Genomic DNA, 18,424 nt, shown 5'->3' with positions numbered 1-18,424 from the left:
CGGGCAGCCCGCTGCCCGGCTAGTGTCTCGCTCATGCCAGCCTGAAATAGGAAAGCTGCGCTGTTTCCATTGAAGCGGCCTAAAGCGCCGGGCCCAAAAGTGGGAGCCTGGTCCGGTTCCGACGCTCTGGCAGGGAACAGTTTTCGAAGGCTGCGTCGATGATCGCGAGCTTCACGGCCTGGGCGGTCATGTACTCCTGATAGAAATCGTTCGACACCCACATGACCGAATGGCCCCGCTGACCCAGCCAGCCGATGCTGCCGAGTTGCTCGGCATCGCGCAATTTGCGGGCAAGGTGGGTCCGGGAAAGCTTCAGCCAATTTGCGAACTCTGCGATCGAGACGATGCCGGTCGGGATCTGGTCGAGCCCGGCATGGTTGGGATCTACGCCTGACATAAGCCAGTCCATGACGACGCCGCCATTGTTGAGCCAGGTGAACAAGGAAAAGGTCTGTTTCGGTTCGCGCACCGGATGGGACGAAAGCAGGCCATCCGCCACCAGCGGCTGCAATTCGCCAAGAGCGTCCGCTCTTGCTGCAAAGGCGGCGAGCCGACGTCCGTCGTCGAGACTGTCCAGCGTCGCAAGATGGGCCATGACCCAGCCAGCCACGGCCTCCTGTGTGGCCGCTGCCGGCAGCAAGGGGCGGCTACGCCCGTCCCTGCTCGGCAGATGCTGGACGAATTTGTAGTGCAGCATCTCCTTGATGAAGGCATCGGCGGTGTTGCGGCTGGCTACTGAATGCCGGCATATCATGTCGATGAAAAGTGCGGTCGTCAGTCCTGTACGGTCGTCATTTGCCTGCAGCCTGAAATGCAGGGCGAGACCGACATGGGCCATCAGCCAGCGCTGCTGCGTGGCGAACACGGAAGCGAGCCGCGGATTGGCTTCGTAAGCCTGGAGCAACGCCTGCGATTGCGCCCGCACAGAGCGGTGCAATGCCGGATGGCCGGCAATATCTTCCACGTCCAGCGCCATCCTGCCCGAGCCCAGTCAAGCCTTTCAAGGTGAACCGTCGATCCAGCCTTCGCCGGCTGTGCCCAAGGCCCTAACGAGACAGGCCCTGGTTGACAGCCGCCATACATGCAAAGAGTCGCCGACTGTTTGCAAGAGCCTGTCGGACCCCGCTCGTCGAAGGTTCGCAAAAGACCCAATAAGCCATATTTGCGGATCGGCCTCGGAAAATCACACACATTGACGTTAATTTAACACCATAGTACGGTCGATTCCGTTGGCTCGGTATTCTCGCCGCTGTGTTCGGCCGCAGCTTGTTCGCCGCCTCTGTGTTCACAGGGGCATCGCAACGAAAAGGGAATCCACGCCATCGACAGGGATGAAGCGGCAGCCTTCTCCGCCGGCGTCAAAGCGCAGCGCATCAGGATCCTGCTCTTGTGGCGGGATGGCAGGAGTGGTGTTGCGGTCGCCGGGTGGCTGCCCGACGAGGGATGGTTTCCATGATGTCCAGCGACACGCAGATGGTTCAACGTGAACATCCTTTGCTCTAGCCCGCCCGAGGACGAGTTCGCGACGCATATCGGCAAGCGCTGAGCCGGAGGGGGTCATGTCCAGCCTGCTTGGGATCGACAACGGCCTGACGGTGACGAAGGCGGTGATCTTCGATGCCGACGGCTCGCAATTGGCGGTGGCGCGGCGACGTGTGCCGCAATCGATGCCGCATGCGCGCTGGGTCGAACGCGACATGGCGGGCCTCTGGCAGGCGACCGCCGAGGCGATCGGCGAGGCCATTGCCTTGAGTGGCAGGCCGGCCAGCGACATCAAGGCGGTGGCGGCGACCGCGCATGGCGACGGCGTCTACCTGCTCGACAGGGAGCGCCGGCCGCTGGGTCCCGGCATATTGTCGTTGGACAGCCGGGCAGGTGAAATCGTCGACAGATGGTCGCAAAATCAGGTCTTCACCGAGGCGCTCGCCGTGACGGGCCAGGTACCGCACGCTTCCTCGCCGTCGTCGTTGTTGGTCTGGTTGCGGGAACACGATCCGGAGCGCTTCAAGCGGATAGCTCACATATTCGCGTGCAAGGACTGGCTGCGTTTCTGCTTGACCGGCACCATTGGCACCGACCTCACCGAGGCGAGCACCTCCTTCACCAATATGCGCACGCAAAGCTATGCGCCCGAGGCGATGCGCATCTTCGGTCTTGAGGCATTGTTCGACGCCTTGCCGCCGGTGGCGCATTCGGCCGATATCGTGGGCACCGTCACCGCCGATGCAGCGGCGCTGACCGGGCTTGCCGAAGGCACGCCCGTCGCTTGTGGCCTGCATGACGTCACGGCCTCGGCGCTTGGTATGGGCGGCCACGAGGAGGGCGTGGTCAGCATCGTCGCCGGCACTTATTCGATCAACGAAATCGTCTCCGCCGAGCCGCGTGTCGACCAGCGCTGGTTCTGCCGCAACGCCATCGACCGCGGGCGTTGGAACAACATGTCGATCTCACCGGCCTCGACGGCGAATTACGACTGGTTCCTCGACACGCTCTGCCGCTCGGAACAGGACGAAACCAAAAGGACCGGCGGCTCGATCCACGAGATGCTGGCGGCAGAGATCGACGCAGCACTCGGCAAGCCTTCGACCATCTTCTTCCATCCTTATCTGTTCGGTTCGCCCTACGGCAATGCCGCCAGTGCCAGCTTTCTCGGCCTGCATGGCTGGCACGATCGTGGCGACATGCTGAAGGCGGTGCTGGAAGGCATCGTGTTCAATCACCGCACGCATGTCGAAGCGCTGCGCGACGGCTTTGCCGTTCGCGAGGTGCGGCTTACCGGCGGCGGCTCGCGCAATCCGGCCTTAGCGCAGATGTTTGCCGATGTGCTCGACGTGCCGGTCATCGTCACCTCGACCGACGAGGCGGCGGCCTTCGGCGCAGCCCTTTGTGCCGGCGCCGCGGTTGGCCTGTTTGCCTCGCCGCAACAGGGGGCGCGGGCCGTCAGCAAGGTGAGCCGCGAATATCTGCCCGACAAGGCGCGCAGCGCTGTTTTCGAGGACCGGTTTTCTCTTTACTGCCGCATTGCCGAATCGCTCAAGCCGCTATGGCCCGAGATCGAAAGACTGGCGGGGCAAGACATTGGGGGAACTGCATGATCAAGGCCGACGAACGGCGCGAGGAGATCGCCGATTATGTGATCAAGCTCGGCCAGGTACGCATCGACGATCTGGTCGAGCATTTCGGCGTGTCGCGCATGACCATCCACCGACACATCGACCAGTTGGCGCATCAAGGCGTGCTGCGCAAGCTGCATGGCGCCGTGACCGTGCAGCCTTCCGGCCTCTATGAAAGCGCTTTCCGCTACCGGGTGACGGTCGGCAGGGCGGAGAAGGACGCGCTGGCGCATGCGGCGCTGGACTATATCGAAGCCGGCCAGTCGGTCATGCTGGACGATTCGACGACGGCGAACGCGATCGCGCCGCTGCTGCTCGACATCAAGCCATTGACCGTCATCACCAACAGCGTGGCGACCGCGGCGCTGCTGACCAATGTCGACGACATCGATTTCATCTGTCTCGGTGGTCAGTACCACCGCACCTACAATGCCTATATCGGCATCGTCTGCGAGAATGCCGTGGCGCAACTGCGCGCCAATCTTTTGATCTGCTCGGCTTCGGCGATCTCAGGCACCACCGCGTTCATCCAGGATCAGCATGTGGTGCGCGTCAAGCAAGCGATGTTTGCCGCGTCGACCAAACGCATTCTTGCCGTCGACCATTCCAAGTTCGACAAGGTCGCCCTGCATGTCTTCGACGATCTGACCCGCTTCGACGCGGTGCTGACGACGGACGGCATAAGCGACGCGCAGGCGCAAAAGCTCGAACAGGCCGGCGTAAAACTGCGCGTCGTCAACATGGCGCGGCCATGAATCCTGCCGACGCCGCCGGCCTGTCGTACTCCGCTGTACCGGACCACTCCGTACCGAACCACACTGGGCGCATCGCCGCCATGGCCAGAACGGGCGACGTCGACGTCGTCATTCTTGGCGCCGGCATCAATGGCGCCGGCCTGTTTCGCGATCTGTGCGCGCAAGGCGTCAGCTGCCTGATCGTCGACAAGGGCGATTTCGGATCGGGCACCAGTGCAGCGCCCTCGCGGCTGATCCATGGTGGTCTCAAATATCTCGAAACGGGCGAGTTCGGACTGGTGGCGCAGTCGACGCTGGAGCGCAATCTCTTGCTGAAGAACGCGCCGCACTATGTCAGCCCGCTGCCGACGGTCATCCCGATCTTTTCCTGGAGCAAAGGCATGTGGGCGGCGCTGCGCACGCTGCTGGGCTCGACCAGCGCGCCGCGCAGCCGTGGCGCCATCCTCATCAAGATCGGTCTGGCGATCTACGATTTTTACGGGTCGCGGCACAGGGTGATGCCGCGCCACCGGCTGGTCGGAAGGCGGCGGGCGCTGCGCGACATGCCGGCGCTGACCAGGTCGATCGTCGCCACCGGCACCTACTACGACGCCAAGATCAGTCATCCCGAAAGGCTGGTGCTCGAGCTGATCACCGACGGATTGGCGGCAAATATGCTCGCCGCGGCCGCCAACTACACGGCGCTGATTTCGTCGTCCGGCGGGGTGCTGACTTTCCAGTCAAAAGACCGGGGCCAGTCAAAAGTCGGGGGCCAGTCAGAAGACGAGGGCCGGTCCGAGGATGGCGGCGTGTTTTCGGTGCGGCCGAAACTGGTCGTCAACGCCGCCGGCCCGTGGATCGACGATGTCAACGCCTTGCTCGGCGCGCCGTCGAAAATGATCGGCGGCACCAAGGGCTCGCACATCCTGTTGAAGCATGACGAGCTGGTGCGAAGCCTGGCGGGCCGCATGCTCTACTTCGAAGCCGATGACGGCCGCATCTGCCTTGTCTACGACTATCTCGGTCTGGCACTGGTCGGCTCGACCGACATCCAGGCCGACAATCCCGACACGGTGCGCTGCGAACCGCAAGAGATCGACTATCTGCTCGAAAGCGTGCGTGCGCTGATGCCGGGCATGACCTTCGGACGCGACCAGATCGTCTACGCCTATAGCGGCATCAGACCCTTGCCCGCATCCGACGCCTCGGTCCCCGGCTTGATCAGCCGTGACCATTCGGCGCCGGTCGTCGAGCCGGACCCTTCGCGTCCGTTTCCGATCATCTCGCTGGTCGGCGGCAAATGGACGACGTTTCGCGGTTTTGCCGAAGAGGTTGCCGACACGGTGCTCAATCGGCTGGGACGCGGCCGCAAGGTTACCACGCGATCGATGCCGATCGGCGGCGGCAAGGGTTTTCCAACCGCGGCTGCGGCGCGGGCCGCCTGGCTGGCCGAGGCCAGGTCGGCTTCAGGCGCCGACGAACGCCGTCTCGACCAGCTTCTGTCGCGCTATGGAACCAAGGCGTTGCAGATCGCCCGCCACCAAAGCCCGTGGAGCAATGAAGATCGCCTGCCGGGGGCGAGCGACTACGGCACATCCGAAATCGACTACATCGTCCGCAACGAATTCGTCGAGCATCTCACCGATATCGTCATGCGGCGCACGACGCTCGCTATCGGCGGCTCCCTGACCATGGGCGATTTGAAGCAGATCGCCGCCATTGCGGGCCGGGCAGGCAATTGGGGTCCGCAGCGGATTTCCGATGAGCTCGACGCCGCTGTCGCGCAGCTCAGCGACAGAAATCTCGTGCGATTGTGATCTGCTTCCCGATTGCGGCACATGCATCGCCGCAACATCCTTTCTTCGAAAAATGCCACATAAAAACAGCAGGTTAATCTTCTATGCCGTTCTTCGCTCTTCCGGACATGCTGAGGTGTTGGGTAAAATATCACATATCTTGACGTGAACTTAACACTATCGTATGGTCGATTTCATGCTTGGGTTTGGACTGCCGAACACCGGCTATTGGTTCCGGCCACGATCAGTTGCTGCGCAGCAAGGGTCTCTCGATGGCGCCGTTTGCACGCGGATACTTTCGAAGGCCGATTGACAACGACACGAACGCGTGAAAAATTTTTCAACTGAAGATAATAATATCATCTCGGGAGGAGATGGGATGAAATCAAGAAGCGCCGCCAATCGTGGCCGTGAGCTGATCGTGGTCATCGCGCCATGAGCTCGCAGTCCACGATCAATCGGCGCGTGACGCCGGGTGTCCGATGGCCGGGCATCCGCTGGATTGTCGCCACGGCCGCAATCCTCGTGTTGCTGGTCGCGATGGCTCTCGACACCAAGGTCGTCGTAATCGGTTCGGCGGAAGACGCGCGAAAGGCTGCGTTTTCGCCGGAGGCATTCGGCAGGTCCGAGTTTCCGAATGTCCAGTCCGCCGTCGACCAGCGCGCGGTGGCCGCCGGTGTCCTGGCGTCGGCAATCGCCAAGGACAAGGCCGCGGCGGAGAAACAATACGGCGTGCCGGCCAATGTCGGGACCGAGTTTTCCGTCAAGTTCACCGGCGTGGTCGGCGAAGGGAAGTCCGGCATCTATGCCGTCAGGGTCGACGACGTTCCCAGCACCCTGGTCATTCGGGTGCAGACCGGGCCGGCGATCAACGGAACCGACCTGCGCGATGCCACGGGTACGGTCACCTTCGGGCAATTCACCAACCAGATCGAGTACCAGAACGCCGGATCGGCTCTGAACAACGAGATGAAGAAGCAGGTTCTGTCGACCATCGACAACACCAAGCTCACCGGCAAGACGATCTCGGTTGTCGGCGTCTTCAAGTTGATCAACCCCAATGGCTGGCTCGTCACACCCGTGAGGCTGAGCGTTCAATGAATGCGGCACCTCAATTCGAGTCGGCGGCAGCGGACACCGTGCTGGCGGCGCGCAACATCGTAAAATCCTATGGCGGCACGCATGCCCTCAAAGGGGTCAATTTCGACATTCGCCGTGGCGAGGTCACCACGCTGTTCGGAGAGAATGGCGCCGGCAAGTCCACGCTGATGAAGATCCTCTCCGGTGTCGAGACGCCGACATCGGGAAGCATCGAGCTCGATGGTCGTCCCGTGGCTTTCTCGTCCACCGTCGATGCGCGGGACCGCGGCATCTCGATAATCCATCAGGAATTGAGCCTCGCGCCCAATCTGAGCGTGCGCGACAACATCTTCATGGGCCGCGAGTTGCGCGGGCGAACCGGCCTCGACTTCGCGGAGGAGGCTCGTCAGACGCGACTGCTGATGGCCGATCTCGAGGAAGACATCGATCCAATGACCCTGGTGCAGGATCTGCGCCTGGGGCAGCAACAGATTGTCGAGATCGCGCGCGCTCTCTCGGTGGATTCGCGTATCCTGATCATGGACGAACCAACGTCCGCGCTGAGCGCGACCGAGGTCGAGGTGCTGTTCAGGGTGATCCGGGACCTGACCGCCCGCGGCGTCTCGATCGTCTACATCTCCCATCACCTCGAAGAGGCGCTGCGGATCACCGACCACGCGGTGGTGCTGCGGGACGGAACGATCACGGCCGCGGCCAAAGCGAAGAACATCGATCTCGAATGGATCGTCCGCAACATGGTGGGCGAGAACTTCGACCTGGGATCGCCGCCCACCGGCTACGCCTTCGGTGAGGTTGCCTTGTCGATCGCGGATGTGAGCATCGCCGATGGCTCGGGTTCGGACCGTCTGGTCGTCGACCGGCTGTCGCTCGATGTCCGCGCTGGCGAGATCGTCTGCATTTACGGGCTGATGGGCGCCGGGCGCACGGAATTGCTGGAATGCGTTGCCGGACGCTTGCCGGTGACGGGCGGCCGGGTTCTGCTGGAGGGCAAGGACATCTCCCGCCTCGGCATTGCCGAGCGCATATCAAGGGGGCTGGTGCTGGTGCCCGAGGACCGGCAACGCGACGGTCTGGTCCAGACGATGTCCGTGGGTGCCAATCTGTCGCTGGCCAGCATCGGCGCCTTCGTCAAGGGCATGTTTTTGTCCCGGTCGCGAGAGCGGTCGCTGATCGACGGCAGTATTCGCGATGTGCGCGTCAAGACCGTGGGCGGAGGCGCGCCTATCGGATCGCTGTCCGGCGGCAATCAGCAGAAGGTCGTCATCGGCAAGATGCTGACGACCAACCCCAAGGTGATGCTGCTGGACGAGCCCAGCCGCGGCATTGACGTCGGCGCCAAGGCGGAGGTGTTCCGGCTGCTTGCCGAGAGGGCCGCGCAGGGGCTCGCGGTTGTGTTCTCGACCTCGGAAGTCGCCGAGTGCCTGAGCATCGCCCACCGGATCATCGTCATGCGGCGGGGCAGGATTTCGGCCGAGTTCGGCGCCGACGTCACGAAAGAGCAGATCATGGCCGCCTCAGGGGAGGCCGTGGTCGTCTGATCATGAAGAACACAGGAGCCCAGACCGTGACCGACGCCAGTCAGAATCGTAGCCGCTCCAGCCCAAGGACATCGAGCGGTGGCTTCAGCCTGGCCAAGCTGTTGCTGGAGGGCCGCGCGTTCCTCGCGCTGATCGTGATCATCATCGTCTTCTCGATGCTGTCGCCCTACTACTTCTCGCTGGGCAATTTCCTCACCATGGCCTCGCATGTCGCCATCTTCGGCATCCTGGCGGCCGGCATGCTGCTGGTCATCCTCAATGGCGGCATCGACCTGTCGGTGGGGTCGACGCTCGGGCTGTCGGGGGTCATCGCCGGATTCCTGATGCAGGGCGTGCAGTTGCAAACGCTCGGTGTCGTGCTGTTCCCTCCCGTCTGGGTGGTTGTGGTGCTGGTGTGCGTGCTGGGCGCGCTGGTCGGCCTGGTCAACGGTGTCCTCATTGCCTGGTTGAAGGTGCCGGCCTTCGTGGCCACGCTGGGCATGCTCTATGTGGTGCGCGGCGCCGCACTGCTGATGACGAACGGCCTCACCTACAACGACCTCGGCGGCAAGCCGGAACTCGGCAATACCGGTTTCGACTGGTTGGGCTTCAACCGCCTGTTCGGGGTTCCCATCGGCGTGCTGGTCATGGCGGTCATCGCCATCATCGGCAGCATCATCCTCAACCGCACCGCCTTCGGCCGCTGGCTCTATGCCTCCGGCGGCAATGAGCGCGCCGCCGAGCTCTCCGGCGTGCCGGTGAAGAAAGTCCAGGTTGCGGTGTATATGCTTTCCGGCATCTGCGCCTCGGTGGCCGGCCTCATCCTGTCCTCGGAGCTGACCTCGGCGGGGCCGACCGCCGGCAATTCCTACGAACTCACGGCAATCGCGGCTGTCGTCATCGGCGGCGCGGCACTCACCGGGGGTCGAGGCAATATCCGCGGAACGCTGGTCGGGGCCTTCGTCATCGGCTTCCTTTCCGATGGCCTCGTGATCATCGGCGTGTCCGCTTATTGGCAAACAGTGTTCACCGGCGCGGTCATCGTGTTGGCGGTGCTGCTCAACGCCATCCAGTATCGCCGTCGCGTCAGGCTGCCGAGCCCGATCGCCGGCTCTTCGACTTCTCCGCAACAAGGCAAGGCCCGAACGGCCGATCCCGCTCACGAGAAGATTGCCGGTTGACCGGCACCATCGCTAACCAAGGAGGAAATTTCATGTATGGCAAGGCAAGAATTCTGATGCTCACGGCCTTTGCGTTGGCCGCTCCGGTCCTCGCAGGATCCGTGACAGCGGCGTCGGCCGAAGGTCTGATCTCGATCATCGTCATCGATCCGGCGAACCCGTACTGGCTGACCGAAGGCAATGTCGCCAAGGCCGAGGCCGAGAAACTCGGCTACACCGCGACGGTCGGCGCCTCGAAAGCCGACACGAACACGGAGAGCAAGCTGATCGATACCGCGATCACCAACAAATCCGTGGCGATCATCCTCGATCCCGCCGACGCCAGCGGGTCCATCGGCGCGGTGAAGAAGGCAATTGCCGCGAACATCCCGGTCTTCCTCGTCAATGCCGAGATCAATCAGGAAGGCCTGGCCAAGGCGCAGCTCGTTTCCAACAACGCCCAGGGCGCCGCCCTGGGCGCGCAGCAATGGGTGACGAACATTGGCGAGAAGGGCAACTACGTCGAACTTCTGGGTGCCCCGTCCGACAACAATGCCGCCACGCGGTCAAACGGCTACGAAACCGTGATCAGCCAGTATCCGGACCTCAAGAAGGTCGGCTCTGAAGTTGCCAACTGGGACCGTACCCAGGGCCGTGACAAGATGCAGAGCCTGCTGCAGGCCCACCCCGACATCATCGGCGTGACCAGCGGCAATGACGAGATGGCGCTCGGCGCGATCGCCGCGCTGAAGGAGGCCGGAAAACTGTCGAGCATCAAGGTCGGCGGCTTCGACGGCTCCCCGGACGCCGTCGCCGCCATCAAGGCGGGCGACCTGCAATACACAGTGCTCCAGCCGGTGGCCGTCTACTCGGCGAAGGCGGTGCAGCAGGCCGACTCCTTCATAAAGACCGGCAAGACCGGAGCAGCGACCGAGAAGCAGTTGTTCGACTGCCTTCTCATCACCAAGGACAATGTGGACAAGTACACGGCTCCTTTCACCCTCTCGGAGTAAACGACGGAGGAGTGTCCCGAGGGGCACTCCTCCTCTCGCTCTAGCCTCGGTGGCAAAGCGACAGTTGGCCGTACAGTCGCGCGCGGCCGCTGACATCGCCGAGGAAATCGTTTAACAGAGCGATTTCCGGGTCATCAGGGCGGCGTTGCGCAAAGAACTCATGGTCACGATCAAGGACGTCGCACTGAAGGCGGGCGTGTCGACCGCGACGGTTTCGCATGTCATCAACGAGTCCCGCGCGGTCAGCATCGAAACGAAGAAGAAGGTCCGGCAAGCCATCATGGCGCTGAGATACAGGCCGGACGGCATTGCGCGCAGCCTGCGCGTCAACCAGACCGGAACCATCGCCGTATTGATCGCCGACGTGACGAACCCGTTCTTCGCCGACTTCGTGCGCGGTGTCGAGGATACGGCGCATCGGCGCGGCGAGCGTTACAATCTGCTGCTCTGCAACACCGAGGAGAACGCCGAACGCGAGCGCCGCGCCATCGAGCTTGTCTTGGAACGGCGCATCGACGGCATCGTCATGGCGCCCGCTGGCGGCAATGAGACATTGCTTGAGGAACTCGTGGAAAGCGGCCTGCCGCTGGTATTTGGCGACAGGCGCCTGAAAGGGGTGGCCGCCGACACGGTGGTGGCCAACAATTTCGAGGCCGCGGCCGGCCTCGCGCGCCATCTGATCTCGCTTGGTCACCGGCGCATCGGGCTGCTGGATGCCGATCTTTCGGCCTCCGCCATCCATGACCGCGTTGCCGGCTTCCGCAGCGCGATGGCTGAAGCCGGACTGACGCTCGATCCGGCCCATGTCGTCACCAGCGCGTCCAACATCCCGGCAGCCACCGCAGCCGGCTCCGTGCTGCTCGCCGCGAGCCCGCGGCCCGAGGCGGTGTTCTGCACGAACAATTTCATGACCCTCGGCATGGTGCAGGCGTTGCAGGAACAGGGCCTTGACTGTCCGAAGGACATGGCGGTCGTCGGGTTTGACGACTTCCCCTGGGCCACGGCTTTCCGGCCGCGCCTCACCGTAGTGGCGCAGCCCGCCTACGAGATCGGACGCGAGGCGGCGACGCTGCTCTTCGATCGCATATCGGGCCGGCGCACCGGTCCGACCGTACAGATGGTCCTGGACACCACGCTGGTGGTCCGCGATTCATGCGGAGCAAACATGAAACAGCCTTCGGGAAGCCTCAGCTCGCCTGCTTGAGCACGTCGGGAACGTCTTCGCCCGGCGTGCCCAGCCAGACACCCTGCTCGCGCAACCGCGCCTGGACCTCCGAGGCGGCGATGCCGGAGATCGGCAGGTTGCGTTTTGCGGCGAGCGATGCCGCGATCGCAGCCGCTTCCCCGGTCATCGTGCATGCCGGCACGTTGCGGGTCGAACCGAAGGCGATCTCGTCGACGGAAATGCAGCGGCCCGCCATGATGAGATTGTCGACGCTCGCCGGGATCATGCTGCGATACGGAATCCCGTAGCCGATGCCGACATGATCCATGATCGCCCGGCTGCCGCCCGGCTCATGCACGTCGACCGGCGAGTTGCAAAGCCCGATCGCATCATCGAAGCGCTTGTTGCCGCGCACGTCGGCCTCGGTGAGCACATAGTGCCCGGTGATGCGGCGCGTCTCGCGTATGCCGAGCTTGGGCGCCACTTCCAGGAAGATCGCACTCTCGAAACCCTTGACGTAGCGCTGCAGGAAATCGAAGGCGCAATAGGCCTGCTTGCGGATCTCGATCTCGGCCTTGCTGAGGTCGCGGTCGTCGAGGCCGTTGCCCTGGAAGCGGGTGACATTGACCGAAATCTCGCCCGGGATCAGCCCGGTCTTCATGGTGATGTGGTCCTTGGGAATGATCCAGTCGAACCCTTCCGCCACCTTGTCCTTGATCCGCTGCTGGAAGCCGGTGAGCAGCACGGCCATGGCATAGTCCTCGTTGCGGTCGCCCGCCTCCTTCGGATAGACGACCTCCCACATGTCTTTCCGGTTTGCCTCGCAGTCGGCGATCAGGGCCGGCACGTTGACGTTGAGCACGCGGAAGTAGGAGGTGATCGGCTGGGTCAGGCCGTCGGCCGCGCGACCGAGCATGAAGTCGGCGCCGGCAAGCGCAGCCACGTCGCCGTCGCCGGAGGCATCTATGAACGCCTTGGCAAGCACGAGGCTCTCGCCCGATTTCGTCCGGATCAGCAGGCCGTGCAGCTTGCCGTCCTGCATGACCGTATCCACGACCATTGCCCGCAGCAGCACCTCGACATTGGCCTGCTCGACCATTTCGATGATGACCCGCTGCATGGTTTCGGCATCGAACGTGCCGGTGTATTTGCCCCAGTAGGATTCGCGCACCCGCCCGTCGGCGCCGTGATAGCCGACACAGCGGTCGAGCATTTCGTGGAAGATCGGCGAGTTGATCAGGCCGGTCGGCTTGGTCAGCCTGCCGCCGGTTATCAGTCCGCCGAGGAAGCCGGAGCCTTCGAGCAGCAGCGTCCTGGCGCCCTCGCGCGCGGCGCGGATGGCGGCGACGATGCCGGACGAGCCAGCGCCCGTGACCACGACGTCGTAGGAGCCGAAAAGGTTCATGATGCTTCCTTTCGAGGTTAGTGCATGTCGCCCAAAAGTGCGCAGCGGTTTTGGGACAACGACATGCATAAAAACAAAGACTTAAAGCGCGTCGACTGAATCCGTTTCAACGCGCCGCGCTCTATCCGGTATATTCCATGACGTAGAGGCCGGCATTGTAGTCGGTCACGTAGACCAGTCCGGCCTTGTCGACGAAGATGTCGCAAGACTGGATGATCGGCTTCTTGCCCGGCCTCTTGTCCATCATCGACCGTGGCGCCGGCGGCACCAGCGCGCCGATCTCCCTTGGCTGATACTGGTTCGAGATGTCGTAGACGCGAACGCCGGCATTCTGCCAGGTCGAGAAGATGATCGACGAGCTCTGAAAGGTGCCCGGCCGGTTCTCGTGGATGTTGTGTGGGCCATAGTGCGCGCCCTTGCGTGGATAGTCGGCATCGGTCGGCACCGGCATGGTGGCGACTGGGACAGGATTGGCCGGATCCTTCACATCGAAGATCCAGATGTTCTTCAAACCGTCCTCGACATCGTCGAGAACCGCCTCGTCGAGGACGACCAGGAGGTTGCGGTCGGCGAGCGGCAGGCAGTTGTGCGTGCCACCCTGGAAGGGCGGCGACCAGTTGCGATGGACGATGAGCTTCGGATCGGCGCGGTTGGCGACGTCCATGACGACGAGGCCGGCATCGCGCCAGGCGCCCCAGGCGATGTCGCCGTCGACGATGGCGTGATGCAGGCCGAATTTGCGGTTGGCTTCCCAGCTCGGCGTCTCGCCGGCGGCAAGGTTCATGCCCGGCAACCAATAGCGGCCGGCTTCGCGCGGATTGGCCGGGTCCGACATGTCGACCGTGATGAAGATGAAATCGGTGAAGCCGTCGAGAAGCGCCGACATGTAGGCCCAGCGGCCGCCAGTGTACCAGATGCGATGGATGCCGCCCGAAACCGGCATGAAGCCGATGCGCCGGGGCTTTCCGGGGGTCGAGATATCGTAGACGGCAAGCCCGGCGTCCCAGTTGCGGGCGCCCTTGGGCACTGCCGTGCCAAGCGCCGTTCCGGCCGACGCCTTGTAGTAGCTTGCTTCGTCGGCAAAGGCTGCGTCGGCAAAGACGTCCTTGCCATGGATGACCAGCAGCAAATTGTCGGCGACCTGAAGATGGACGTTCCAGGTGTTGGCAGGGGCGGGGACGAAGCCGGCCGGCTTCGGGTTCTTCGGGTCACGCACATCGACGATCGAAAAACCCTGACTGAACAGATGCCCGATATAGGCAAAGCCGTTCTCGACCATGATCTGGATGCCGTCGGCGCGGCCAGCCTGGTCGGTGTGGCCGATGAGGCGCATGTTGCGGGCGTGATCGGGCTTCATAATATCGGCTGCTGCTGTCACGTCGGTCTCTTCGGTTCAGTGTTTTCGCAAAAAGTCCGGGATACGCCACCGCGAGGCAGCGTATCCCGGCGGGAGGAGCGTCCTACTTGACGCGGTTGCCCCAATTGTCCTGGCTGTCGACGTTTTCCTTGGTGATCATCACCGGCTGGATCAGCGTTTCCTTTTTCACCGGCTTGCCGGCGAAATGGTTTTCCATCTCGCCGACGATGGATTCGGCCATCGAGAACGGGTTCTGGCCGACATCGGCGTCCTGGGTTCCCTCGCGGATGCGCTGCAGGCCGAGCGGCGTGCCGTCGAAGCCGACGATCGGGACATGGCCGTCCTCGCCGGCGAGTTTCAGGCGATCGATCTGGCGAAGCGCGGAAACCACGCCGCGGATCATCTCGTCATTGTGCGCCCAGATGCCGGCGACGTTCGGCTCGCGGGTGAAGGCGTCGACCGTCAGCGTCTGGGCGTTGTCGGCGGTCCACTCCGCCTTCAACACGTCGATCTTGATGTCGGGATACTTTGCCGCGACCTGATCGTGGAAGCCCTTGAAGCGCTTCTCCGACTGGCCGGAACCGATGGCGCCGCGAACCTCGAGCACCAGGCCCTTGCCGCCGATCAGCTTGGCCATGGCGTCGGCACCGGCAGCGCCGCCCGCGACATCGTCAAACGTGTTGTAGGCGACCCACTCGCCTTCCGGCGGCAGGTTTTCCAGCATGAACAGCGGGATTTTCGATTCATTGGCCTTGCGGACGCCACCCTGCAGCAGCGTCGCATCGACGGCGTTGAGCAGGATGATGTCAGGCTGCTTGCTGACGACGTCGAGAAGCTGGGTCGTCTGCGTGCTGGGATCGCCCTTGCCGTCATAGACGGAGATGTTGATACCCTTTTCCGCCGCCAGTTCCTTGACCCGGTTCACCAGCGTGACCTGGTATTCGTACTGCAGGCCGAAGGCGATGTAGGACAGATTCTTGCCTTTCAACAGGCTGTCCTCGGCCATCGCCGCCGTGGCGAACGGCAGGCCGGCCGCCATTGCGGCTGCCGTTCCGGCGGCCAGCGTCGAGGCGCGGACGAGAAAGTCGCGGCGCGTCGTCTTCGTTTTACCCCGTGTATCGATTGTCATGTCGTCTCCTCCACTTGAACGGTTGCTGTCTGTCGAATGGCTTGTTCCGGCCTTGGCTTTCTCCGATCAGTCGCAGGGGCCAATTCCGGGCAGTGGTCGCGGCAGCGCGCCGCGGTTGGCACTTACGGTCCCGAAGGGCAAAGCATCCCCGTTCGCCGGAGAGGCGTTGGTTTTCGGGCAATCTGTGTTGTCGGTTGGCGCCTCTCTTACGCGGCGCGGATTTCAGGCTACGATGGTTTGGTCGGTTTGCTTGCCTTCGTCGCTATGACCTTCTTGCGCATGCCGGCCTCGAGATACTTCCGGCGATAGACATCGAGTGCGGCGGCGGCGGCGATGACGAGGCCGCTGACCACCGAGTCCCAGTTCGGCGGCACGTTGAGCAGGTTGACGGCATTCTGCACCAGGCCGAGCAGGATGACGCCGAGCAGCATGCCGCCCATATTGCCTTCGCCGCCGAACAGGCTGACACCGCCGATGACCACAGCGGCGATGACGGCAAGCTCCAAGCCCTGGGCCGCCGTGGCGGCGCCCGCCTCGAAACGCGCCGTGATCAGAAGCCCGGCGATCGCGGCCATCAGACCCGAAATCACGAAGGTGGCGATGATGACGCGCTCGGTGTTGATGCCGGCGAGCCGCGCGGCGAGCGGATTACCGCCGGTCGCATAGACCGAGCGGCCGAACTGCGTGCGCGACAGCACCACCTGCGCGATGACGGCGAGCACGATCGTCAGCATGATCACCGCCGGAACGCCGAAGATGCGGCCGGCCTGCAGTTCCACGAAAAGCTTCGGCACCGGCGCGATGTTGGTGCCGCCCGAGAATATGTAGGCGAGGCCGCGCGCGATCGTCATGGTGGCGAGCGTCGCGATCAGCGCCGGGATGCGGAGCTTGGTGACGGCAAGGCCGTTGACCAGGCCGACGCCCATGCCGGCGGCAAGGGCCGCGACGATGGCAAGTTCCGGCGACCAGCCATAGAAATTGACCAGGCCGACCGACAGCACGGATGCGAGCACAAGCACCGACGCCACCGACAGGTCGATGCCGGCAATGAGGATGACGAAGGTCTGGCCGATTGCCACCACCGCGATGATCGTCGCCGACTGCAGCACGTTCTCGATGTTGCGCACCGTGGCGAAGACCGGGCTCATGACGCTCATGATCGCGCAGCCGAGCAGGATTACGGCCAGCAGGCCGACGCTCTGCATCAGGTCGATGAACGAGATTTTTCCACGCAATGCGGAGAAGCCCGTTGCCTGGTTTGCAATACGGTCGCTCATCGAGGAGTTCTCCAGTGCCATTAGTGTCTCCTCAGCCCGTCGTTGCGTAGCTCATGATGGTCTCGCTGGTGGCTTCGGAGCGCGGCAGCGACGCGGCGATACGGCCCGAGCGCATCACCAGGACCCGATCGCTGAGCGACAGGATTTCCGGCAGTTCCGAGCTGATCAGCAGGATACCCATGCCGCTGCGTGCCAGCCGCAGCACCAGCTCGCTGATCTCCGACTTGGCGCCGACGTCGATGCCTTTCGTCGGTTCGTCGAGGATCAGCAGCTTCGGGTGGCGCGCCAGCCAGCGGGCAAGCACCACCTTCTGCTGGTTGCCGCCCGACAGCGTCGAAACGCGCGTCCTGGACGATGGCGCCTTGACCGCCAGCGCCTTCATTTCGCGCGCCGCGATTTCCTCTTCCCTGGTGATCGACAGGAAGCCCCAGCTTTTCACCCGTTCGAGCAGCGAGAGCGTGATGTTGGTGCGCACGCTGAGCAGGCTGACCAGCGCCTGACGGCGGCGGTCCTCTGGCACAAGCCCAATGCCGGCCTCGATCGCCGCCTTCGGATCATTGGGAGCAATCTGCCGGCCCGCGATCTCGACCGCGCCACTGTCATAGGGATCGATGCCGAAGATGCAGGCTGCCAACTCGCTGCGGCCGGCGCCGACAAGGCCCGACATGCCGACGATTTCGCCGGCCCGGACGTCGAAGGAGATGTCGCTGAGCACATTGTCGCGGTTGAGGTTCCGCACCGAAAGCACCACATCGCCGATCGGCCGGGCCTCCGCGATCGTCTCACGCACATCGCGCCCGACCATCATGCGGATGACCTTGTCGTGGTCGAGCTCGGAGATCGGTCTTGTTCCGACCAGCCGCCCGTCACGCAGAACGGTCACGCGGTCGGCGATGCGGAACACTTCCTCCAACCAGTGCGACACGAAGACGATACCGAGGCCCTTGGCCTTGAGGTCGTTGACGACGCCGAAGAGGCGGTCGATCTCCGGCGGCGACAGCGAGGTGGTCGGCTCGTCCATGACGAGGACCTTGGAATCCTCGGAGATGGCGCGGGCGATCTCGACGAGCTGCTGGTCGGCCGGCGACAGGCGGCCAGCCGGCGTCGAGGCATTGAGATGCGGTGCGACGCGGGCAAGCGCGTCCAGGGCGCGCTGGCGCTGGCGGTTGACCGAAACCAGGCCGTAACGCGTCGGCCAGCGGCCGAGCATGATGTTTTCGGCGACCGACATGGCCGGCACCAGATGCGCGTCCTGATGGATGGTGGCAACGCCTATCCGGTGCGCCGCGGCCGGATCGGCGTGCATCGGCTTGCCGTCGACGGAAATCTCGCCGCGATCGGCCGCATAGAAGCCTGCCATCAGCTTGATCAGCGTCGACTTGCCGGCGCCGTTCTCGCCGAGCAGCGCCGTGACCTCGCCCGAACGGACATCGAAATCGACATTGTCGAGCGCCAGCACGCCAGGGAAGGATTTGGTCAGGCCGCGCGCGACCAGAACCTCTCTTGGCCGGTCCTCGACGAGGCTCTCCAAGGCGCTCATCACAAGACCTCCGCGCAAGGCGGACGGATCGTCTCCGCCTGCCGCACAGGCGCGGATGATGCGCGCATGATTGTTTCTCCTCCCATGTCCGCCATCCTCCGGTTCGCCCGGACGGAG

General features: G+C 63.5%; 14 protein-coding genes. 8 read left to right on the top strand and 6 right to left on the bottom strand.

Going from position 1 to position 18,424, the window contains the following annotated elements; all coding sequences use genetic code 11:
* Positions 1–79: 79 nt before the first annotated feature.
* On the bottom strand, positions 80–976 hold the full coding sequence (locus tag MESS4_RS28360; RefSeq protein WP_006338787.1) for a hypothetical protein: 897 nt from the start codon (positions 974–976) through the stop codon (positions 80–82).
* A gap of 583 nt (positions 977–1,559) precedes the next feature.
* On the opposite strand from MESS4_RS28360, the gene MESS4_RS28355 reads away from it, so the two are divergent.
* The 8 genes from MESS4_RS28355 to MESS4_RS28320 all read left to right on the top strand — a co-directional run bounded on the left by MESS4_RS28355 (position 1,560) and on the right by MESS4_RS28320 (position 11,638).
* Positions 1,560–3,095 (top strand): FGGY-family carbohydrate kinase, encoded by a 1,536-nt coding sequence (locus tag MESS4_RS28355; protein WP_006338785.1) that lies wholly within the window; start codon positions 1,560–1,562, stop codon positions 3,093–3,095.
* Complete coding sequence (locus MESS4_RS28350; protein WP_006338784.1) at positions 3,092–3,868, top strand: DeoR/GlpR family DNA-binding transcription regulator; 777 nt, start codon at positions 3,092–3,094, stop codon at positions 3,866–3,868. The genes MESS4_RS28355 and MESS4_RS28350 overlap by 4 nt, the downstream gene beginning before the upstream one ends.
* Positions 3,865–5,664 (top strand): glycerol-3-phosphate dehydrogenase/oxidase, encoded by a 1,800-nt coding sequence (locus MESS4_RS28345; protein WP_006338782.1) that lies wholly within the window; start codon positions 3,865–3,867, stop codon positions 5,662–5,664. Before MESS4_RS28350 ends, MESS4_RS28345 begins: the two co-directional genes overlap by 4 nt.
* Positions 5,665–6,078: 414 nt before the next feature.
* On the top strand, positions 6,079–6,744 hold the full coding sequence (locus tag MESS4_RS28340) for a DUF2291 domain-containing protein (RefSeq protein ID WP_006338780.1): 666 nt from the start codon (positions 6,079–6,081) through the stop codon (positions 6,742–6,744).
* Positions 6,741–8,282 (top strand): sugar ABC transporter ATP-binding protein, encoded by a 1,542-nt coding sequence (locus MESS4_RS28335; RefSeq protein ID WP_006338777.1) that lies wholly within the window; start codon positions 6,741–6,743, stop codon positions 8,280–8,282. Before MESS4_RS28340 ends, MESS4_RS28335 begins: the two co-directional genes overlap by 4 nt.
* Before the next feature lie 2 nt (positions 8,283–8,284).
* Positions 8,285–9,442 carry an ABC transporter permease gene (locus tag MESS4_RS28330; protein ID WP_006338775.1) on the top strand — a complete coding sequence of 386 codons (1,158 nt, stop codon included), beginning with the start codon at positions 8,285–8,287 and terminating at the stop codon, positions 9,440–9,442.
* Between the two features lie 32 nt (positions 9,443–9,474).
* The gene (locus MESS4_RS28325) at positions 9,475–10,434 is read left to right on the top strand and encodes a D-ribose ABC transporter substrate-binding protein (protein WP_006338773.1); all 960 of its coding nucleotides are present in this window, start codon (positions 9,475–9,477) and stop codon (positions 10,432–10,434) included.
* A gap of 145 nt (positions 10,435–10,579) precedes the next feature.
* On the top strand, positions 10,580–11,638 hold the full coding sequence (locus MESS4_RS28320; protein WP_280110259.1) for a LacI family DNA-binding transcriptional regulator: 1,059 nt from the start codon (positions 10,580–10,582) through the stop codon (positions 11,636–11,638).
* On the opposite strand, the gene MESS4_RS28315 is transcribed toward MESS4_RS28320, so the two are convergent.
* The 5 genes from MESS4_RS28315 to MESS4_RS28295 all read right to left on the bottom strand — a co-directional run bounded on the left by MESS4_RS28315 (position 11,622) and on the right by MESS4_RS28295 (position 18,307).
* Positions 11,622–13,004, bottom strand: a complete 1,383-nt coding sequence (locus MESS4_RS28315; RefSeq protein ID WP_006338769.1) for an FAD-dependent oxidoreductase — start codon at positions 13,002–13,004, stop codon at positions 11,622–11,624. The genes MESS4_RS28320 and MESS4_RS28315 overlap by 17 nt on opposite strands.
* Before the next feature lie 121 nt (positions 13,005–13,125).
* Positions 13,126–14,382, bottom strand: a complete 1,257-nt coding sequence (locus tag MESS4_RS28310) for a hypothetical protein (protein ID WP_006338768.1) — start codon at positions 14,380–14,382, stop codon at positions 13,126–13,128.
* Positions 14,383–14,464: 82 nt separating this feature from the next.
* Positions 14,465–15,490 (bottom strand): sugar ABC transporter substrate-binding protein, encoded by a 1,026-nt coding sequence (locus MESS4_RS28305; protein ID WP_006338766.1) that lies wholly within the window; start codon positions 15,488–15,490, stop codon positions 14,465–14,467.
* A gap of 227 nt (positions 15,491–15,717) precedes the next feature.
* A complete protein-coding gene (locus MESS4_RS28300; protein ID WP_244441234.1) occupies positions 15,718–16,788 on the bottom strand; it encodes an ABC transporter permease in 1,071 nt (356 codons plus the stop codon).
* A gap of 10 nt (positions 16,789–16,798) precedes the next feature.
* The gene (locus tag MESS4_RS28295) at positions 16,799–18,307 is read right to left on the bottom strand and encodes a sugar ABC transporter ATP-binding protein (RefSeq protein WP_006338761.1); all 1,509 of its coding nucleotides are present in this window, start codon (positions 18,305–18,307) and stop codon (positions 16,799–16,801) included.
* Between the last annotated feature and the right edge of the window lie 117 nt (positions 18,308–18,424).

Origin of the sequence: Mesorhizobium sp. STM 4661 (assembly GCF_000359125.1) — a bacterium.
Taxonomy (GTDB): domain Bacteria; phylum Pseudomonadota; class Alphaproteobacteria; order Rhizobiales; family Rhizobiaceae; genus Mesorhizobium.
The sequence above is the reverse complement of the archived record's forward strand: the minus strand, read 5'-3'. Positions and strand labels throughout refer to the sequence as shown.